General features: G+C 68.8%; 4 protein-coding genes and 1 pseudogene. 4 read left to right on the top strand and 1 reads right to left on the bottom strand.

The annotated features are described in order from the left end of the window. The 3 genes and pseudogenes from AC1D1G_RS42035 to AC1D1G_RS42025 form a co-directional block, all read left to right on the top strand. Nucleotides 1-131 (top strand): annotated as a pseudogene (locus AC1D1G_RS42035) (enoyl-CoA hydratase/isomerase family protein); the annotation flags it as partial. 12 nt (nucleotides 132-143) lie between these two features. Beyond that, the gene (locus tag AC1D1G_RS42030; protein WP_477956582.1) at nucleotides 144-1,304 is read left to right on the top strand and encodes a M20 family metallopeptidase; all 1,161 of its coding nucleotides are present in this window, start codon (nucleotides 144-146) and stop codon (nucleotides 1,302-1,304) included. Continuing rightward, a complete protein-coding gene (locus tag AC1D1G_RS42025) occupies nucleotides 1,301-2,452 on the top strand; it encodes a M20 family metallopeptidase (RefSeq protein WP_317569253.1) in 1,152 nt (383 codons plus the stop codon). Before AC1D1G_RS42030 ends, AC1D1G_RS42025 begins: the two co-directional genes overlap by 4 nt. 19 nt (nucleotides 2,453-2,471) lie before the next feature. Here the strand turns inward: AC1D1G_RS42025 and AC1D1G_RS42020 are convergent, their stop codons facing one another. Further along, on the bottom strand, nucleotides 2,472-2,933 hold the full coding sequence (locus tag AC1D1G_RS42020; protein ID WP_005239924.1) for a gamma-glutamylcyclotransferase family protein: 462 nt from the start codon (nucleotides 2,931-2,933) through the stop codon (nucleotides 2,472-2,474). A 116-nt stretch (nucleotides 2,934-3,049) separates the two neighbouring features. Between AC1D1G_RS42020 and AC1D1G_RS42015 the strand changes: the two genes are divergently transcribed. Beyond that, nucleotides 3,050-4,453, top strand: coding sequence for an NAD(P)H-quinone dehydrogenase (locus tag AC1D1G_RS42015; protein WP_283353417.1), 1,404 nt, complete (start codon nucleotides 3,050-3,052; stop codon nucleotides 4,451-4,453). Nucleotides 4,454-4,609: the final 156 nt, after the last annotated feature.

The following is a 4,609-nucleotide window of genomic DNA, read 5'->3' as shown; positions in this document are numbered from 1 at the left end:
CCGTGACACGGGCCGCCGCACTCACCGCCACCCGCGGCGCCAACCTCGTCGGGATCAAGCGCGGAATCCATCACGACGCCCTCGCCGCGCTCGCCACGGTGACGGACAAGAGCAACTTCAGCTTCGGGTGAGAGAATGAGCACGTGAATGCGGATGTCGAGGCGGCGGTCAGGTCAATCGAGACCGATCTGATCGCGCTGTCCCATTCGATCCACAGCGAACCGGAACTGGCGTTCGAGGAGTTCCGGAGCGTCGCGAAGATCACCGAACTGCTCAAACGCAGCGGGTTCGACGTGCGGTCGGGCATCGCGGACCTGCCAACGGCGTTCGATGCCACGTTCGGCAGTGGCGACCTCGTCATCGGTATCTGCGCCGAGTACGACGCGCTCCCGGAGATCGGTCACGCGTGCGGGCACAACATCATCGCGGCGTCCGCGGTCGGTGCCGGCGTCGCGCTCGCCACGGTCGCCGACCGGCTGGGGATCACGGTGCGGGTCATCGGGACGCCCGCGGAGGAGAGCGGCGGGGGAAAGATCGCCATGCTCGAGAAGGGCGTCTTCGACGATGTCGCGGCCGCCCTGATGGTGCATCCGGGTCCGATCGACATCACCGGAGCGACGTCGCTCGCGCTGGCCGACATCGCGGTCACGTTCACCGGCCGCGAAGCGCACGCGTCGGCCGCACCGGAGTTCGGGCGCAACGCCGCCGACGCCGCGACCGTCGCCCAGGTCGGGATCGGCCTGCTGCGCCAACACCTCTCGCCGGGGCAGCAGATCCACGGGATCGTCTCCGACGGCGGCACCGCGCCCAACATCGTTCCCGCACGCTCCGAAATGCTGTACTACCTGCGCGCCGAGACGGCGTGGGCGTTGTCCGAGCTGACGACACGCGCGGAGGCGTGTTTCGCGGCGGGCGCCCTCGCCACCGGGTGCACACACGAGATCCGCACCGTGTCGCCGACGTACACGGAACTGACGCYGGACCCGTGGCTGGTCGCGACGTACCGGGAGCAGATCATCGACATGGGACGGACACCGCTGCAGCTCGAGTGGGAGGGCGTCCGTCCGCTGGGCAGCACCGACATGGGCAACGTCACCAACGTCCTGCCCGGAATTCATCCGGTCATCGGCCTCGATTCGGACGGCGCGGTGACGCATCAGCCTCGGTTCGCGGCGGCATGCATCACCGAGTCCGCCGACCGCGCCGTGATCGACGGAGCGATTGCGCTGGCTCGCACGGCAGTTCGCGCGGCAACGGACGACACACAGCGGGTGCGGTTGTTGGAAGGAGTTGATCGCCGGTGAACGCGGCAGTCGACAAATGGATTCTCGCTCACACCGACGAACTCTCTCAGTGGCGTCGACACATCCACGCCAATCCCGAACTCGCGCGACACGAATACGCGACGACGGAATTCGTGGCGACCCGGCTGGCCGCGGCCGGTCTGTCGCCCGAACTGCTGCCCGGCGGAACGGGCCTCACGTGTGATCTCGGACCGTCGAACGGTCCCCGCATCGCGTTGCGCGCCGACATCGACGCCCTCCCGTTGCAGGAATTGACCGGCGCCACGTACTCGTCGACGGTGCCGGGCGTGTCGCACGCGTGCGGCCACGACGCCCACACCACCATCCTCCTGGGAACCGGTCTGGCGCTCAGCGAGATCCCCGACCTCCCGGTGGGTGTCCGGTTGATCTTCCAGCCCGCCGAGGAGGTCATGCCCGGCGGTGCGCTCGAGGTCGTCGCCGCCGGACGGCTCGAGGGGGTGTCGCGGATCTTCGCCCTCCACTGCGATCCGCGGCTCGCGGCCGGGCGGGTCGGGGTGCGGCTCGGTGCGATCACGTCCGCGGCCGACACGATCGAGGTGGTGCTCGACTCGCCGGGCGGACACACGTCGCGTCCGCACCTGACCACCGACCTCGTGTTCGCGCTGGGTACGGTCGTGACCGGGTTGCCGGGCATGCTCAGCAGACGGATCGACCCGCGCACGGGCACCGTGATGGTGTGGGGCGCCGTGAGCGCAGGCCGGGCACCCAACGCCATTCCGCAGACCGGCATGATGACCGGCACCGTGCGGACCGGCGATCACGAGACGTGGGAGATGCTCGAGCCACTGGTCCGGGAGATCGTCCACGGTCTGCTCGCGCCCACCGGGGTGCGGTACCAGCTCAACTACCGCCGCGGCGTTCCGCCCGTCGTCAACGACGAGGTGTCGACGCGCATGTTCGAGGACGCCATCCGCACGGTCGGCCCGGACGCCCTCGCCGACACGCCGCAGTCCGGCGGCGGCGAGGACTTCTCCTGGTATCTCGAAGAGGTTCCCGGTGCGATGGCCCGGCTCGGCGTCTGGTCGGGCGTCGGCGAGCAACTCGACATCCACCAGCCCACGTTCGATCTGGACGAGCGGGCGCTGGGCATCGGGGTGCGGGTGCTGTCGAGCCTCGTCCTGGGCTGAGGCGCGGCGCCAGGCGGTTCTATTCGGTGCCCGGTCCGACGTTGCGGCTGTTGCGGGTGCGCAGGTCGCGCACATAGTCGGAGGGSGCCCCGGCGATCTCTGCGGCGTCGGCCATCACCCCGAGGTAGCGAGCGGACGGCAGGCCGCCCTCGTACGCGTCGAGCACGTACAACCAGGCGAGAACGGGTTCGCCCTCGGTGTCGACGCGGACGCGGATCTTGCGGTGGATGCCGAGTTCGGAGCCCTCCCATCGGTCGAGGCTGACCTCGTCCTCCTCGGGGACGTCGTAGAGCACGACGAACACCTTGGAATCGGGGTCCTCGACCACGGTGGCGAGTGCGCCCTCCCAGCCGATGTCCCCGCCACTGAACGTCAGTCGCCAGCCGTGCAGCCAGCCCGTCCCCGCCATCGGCGAGTGTGGGCAGCGCTGCAACATCTGCTCGGGATGCATGTTGGACCCGTAGGCGGCATAGATCGACACGGCGGCAAGCCTAAACGGTGGCTAGTAATCTGTTGCATGCAGTGCACGACACGACGCGCTGCGATCGCAGAAAAAGCCGGCCGGAGACCCCGGTCGACAGTTGAATTGGAGGACAGATGACCCGAATCGTGATCATTGGTGGCGGGCCTGCCGGATACGAGGCAGCGCTGGTGGCCGCACAGCACGGCGCCTCCGTCTCCTTGATCGATTCGGACGGGGTGGGCGGCGCCTGCGTTCTGTTCGACTGCGTGCCGTCCAAGACCTTCATCGCCTCCACCGGCGTGCGCACCGACATGCGGCGCGCCACCGACCTGGGCATTGCGCTCGATCCCGAGCAGGCTACGGTCGCCTTGCCGCAGATCCACGCCCGCGTGAAGAGCCTTGCGCAGGCGCAGTCCTCCGACATCCGCACCCGCCTGCAGACGGTGGGTGTCGAACTGCTGTCGGGCACCGCCGAGATCACCGACCCACGACTGGGCATGGCGTCCCACCAGGTGTGTGCCACGCTCGAGAACGGCGAGAAGAAGACACTCGACGCGGACGTCGTCCTCATCGCCACCGGTGCGAGCCCCCGGGTGATCCCCGGGGCGGAGCCGGACGGCGAGCGCATCCTGACGTGGCGCGACCTTTACGACCTCGACGAGCTGCCCACGCACCTCGTCGTCGTCGGTTCCGGTGTGACCGGCGCCGAGTTCGTGTCCGCCTACACCGAGATGGGCGTCAAGGTCACGCTGGTGTCCAGCCGCGACCGCGTCCTGCCCGGGGAGGACGCCGACGCCGCCCTCGTGCTCGAGGATGTCCTCGCGGAACGTGGCGTCACCCTGGTCAAGCACGCCAGGGCCGATGCCGTGAAGCGCACCGAGGACGGCATCGTCGTCGTGCTCGCGGACGGTCGGACGGTCGAGGGCAGCCACGCCCTGATGACCGTCGGTTCGGTTCCCAACACCCAGGGTCTCGGACTGGAGAAGGTCGGCATCGAGCTCGACAAGGGCGGATACCTGCGCGTGGACCGTGTGTCGCGGACGCCGGTGTCCGGGATCTACGCCGCGGGTGACTGCACCGGACTGCTGCCGCTGGCGTCCGTCGCCGCCATGCAGGGCCGCATCGCGATGTACCACGCGCTCGGTGAGGGCGTGAGCCCGATCAAGCTGAAGACCGTGGCCTCGGCCGTGTTCACCCGTCCCGAGATCGCCACCGTGGGCGTCAGCCAGGCCGCGATCGACGACGGCGAGGTGCCTGCCCGTACGGTCATGCTCCCGCTCAACACCAACCCGCGCGCCAAGATGTCCGGTCTGCGCCGCGGCTTCGTGAAGATCTTCTGCCGTCCGGCCACCGGTGTGGTCATCGGCGGCGTGGTGGTCGCCCCCAGCGGGTCGGAGCTGATCCTGCCCATCGCCATCGCCGTGCAGAACAACCTCACCGTCAACGACCTTGCCGCGACGTTCTCGGTGTACCCGTCGCTGACCGGGTCGATCACCGAGGCGGCACGCCAGCTGATGCGGCACGACGACCTGGACTGATCCCGAAGTGTGGGATACGCATTTCACATAGTGGCTCCTCCGGTGAGATAGTCGAGGCACGGTTCGAAATCATCGACCCGTGCCTCGGCGCTCTCCCGCCCCGCAGACCCAGGACGGACAGGGTGTTCCTCACCTGATCCCTGCTTTGACGTGCCT

The organism is Rhodococcus sp. P3_B8 (genome assembly GCF_056402775.1).
The sequence above is the reverse complement of the archived record's forward strand: the minus strand, read 5'-3'. Positions and strand labels throughout refer to the sequence as shown.

What these genes read in the sequence shown, in the direction of transcription:
- AC1D1G_RS42015 (WP_283353417.1), top strand. Translation starts at nt 3,050, where the DNA reads ATGACCCGAATCGTGATCATTGGTGGCGGGCCTGCCGGATACGAGGCA.